Annotated in this window: 1 pseudogene; it reads right to left on the bottom strand. The window is 42.9% G+C overall.

Annotated elements, in window-relative coordinates:
• A pseudogene (locus B0A80_RS20295) lies at positions 1-900 on the bottom strand (putative Ig domain-containing protein); the annotation flags it as partial.

Genomic DNA, 900 nt, shown 5'->3' with positions numbered 1-900 from the left:
CCTTCTTCACAGATTTCGTAGGTGATTTGGTAGGTTCCGGATACTGTGTTTGGATCTAAGGTCAATACTCCGTTGGCGTCAATACTCAATGGACCTGTTTTGATTGGGGTAACATTGGTATTGGCTGCGGTTACCGGCTGGCCGTTTAAGGTGTCGTTTGTTGTTACGTTTCCAATTGTGGTTGCTGTTGTTGTACCCGGTGTTTGTACTGGGTAGGTATTGTCAACGTTGGCTACGATTGGGTTTTTAACTTCAACGGTGGCCGTAGCACTTGCACAGTTGGCAGGGGTTGCTCCTTCTTCACAGATTTCATAAGTGATTTGGTAAGTTCCTGTTACAGTGTTTGGATCTAAAGTCAATACTCCGTTGGCATCAATGCTCAATGGTCCTGTTTTGATTGGGGTTACATTGGTATTGGCTGCGGTTACCGGCTGTCCGTTTAGGGTGTCGTTTATTGTTACGTTTCCAATTGTAGTGGCTGTTGTTGTACCCGGTGTTTGAACTGGGTAGCTGTTGTCAACGTTGGCTACGATTGGGTTCTGCACAATAATAGTAACTGTAGCTGTTGCACAGTTTGCTGTTGGATTTGCAACTTCACAAATCTGATAATCAAAAGCATAAGTTCCAGATGGTGTATTTGGCTGAACTGTAACAGCTCCTGTATTAGTATCAAAACTTAAATTTGAAGGTAAAGTTGTAGTCGAAGTAATTATAACTTCATTAGCCACTACATTTTTACAGTTCAGAGAGTCATTATCCAGAACACTTGCAACTGCGATTCCACCCAGAACTCCATTAAAGGATGTTACACGATCTTCAATGGCTTTGATTGGTCCAATTACTTTCACCGTCTGCGTACACGTCTGAGTATTTCCAGCAACATCAGTAGCTGTCCACGTT

Origin of the sequence: Flavobacterium tructae (genome assembly GCF_002217475.1) — a bacterium.
GTDB lineage: Bacteria > Bacteroidota > Bacteroidia > Flavobacteriales > Flavobacteriaceae > Flavobacterium > Flavobacterium tructae.
The sequence above is the reverse complement of the archived record's forward strand: the minus strand, read 5'-3'. Positions and strand labels throughout refer to the sequence as shown.